Annotated in this window: 1 protein-coding gene; it reads right to left on the bottom strand. The window is 41.0% G+C overall.

The features are described 5' to 3' along the window. A partial coding sequence (locus CD111_RS08820; protein WP_240610498.1) for an Ig-like domain-containing protein occupies positions 1-631 on the bottom strand: 631 nt, incomplete at both ends.

Genomic DNA, 631 nt, shown 5'->3' with positions numbered 1-631 from the left:
TTTTACATTTACGACTTCACCTTCATTTAAATGTACATTTCCTGGGATATCTATTGTGTAATTACCGTCTTTATCCGTTGTACCTGTTGCTGTTGTACCATCTGGGAATGTGACAGTTACGGTTGAATCTGGTTCTGCCTTACCTGTAATCACTTTGTCTTCACTTGTCACTGGATTAACTGATGGCGCGCTTGGTGCTGTTGTATCTTTAACCGTTGTTGATGTTTCTGGTGATTTATTACCATCTGCATCTGTTGCAGTAACAGGTAAAACTTCGCCTCCAACTAAATCTACATTTCCTGGGATATCTATTGTATAATTGCCGTCTTTGTCTGTTGTACCAGTTGCTGTTGTACCATCCGGGAACGTGACAGTTACGGTTGAGCCTGGTTCCGCCGTTCCTGTAATCACTTTGTCTTCACTTGTTACCGGATTAACTGATGGCGTACTTGGTGCATTCATATCTTTAACCGTTGTTGATGTTTCTGGTGATTTATTACCGTCAACATCAGTTGCAGTAACTGGTAATACTTCGCCTCCGACTAAATCTACATTTGTTGGGATGTCAATTGTATAATTTCCGTCTTTATCTGTTGTACCTGTCGCTGTTGTACCATCTGGGAACGTGATA

This window comes from Mammaliicoccus stepanovicii (assembly GCF_002902525.1).
Taxonomy (GTDB): domain Bacteria; phylum Bacillota; class Bacilli; order Staphylococcales; family Staphylococcaceae; genus Mammaliicoccus; species Mammaliicoccus stepanovicii.
Note: the sequence above shows the minus strand (reverse complement) of the source record. Positions and strands in the feature narration are given on the sequence as shown.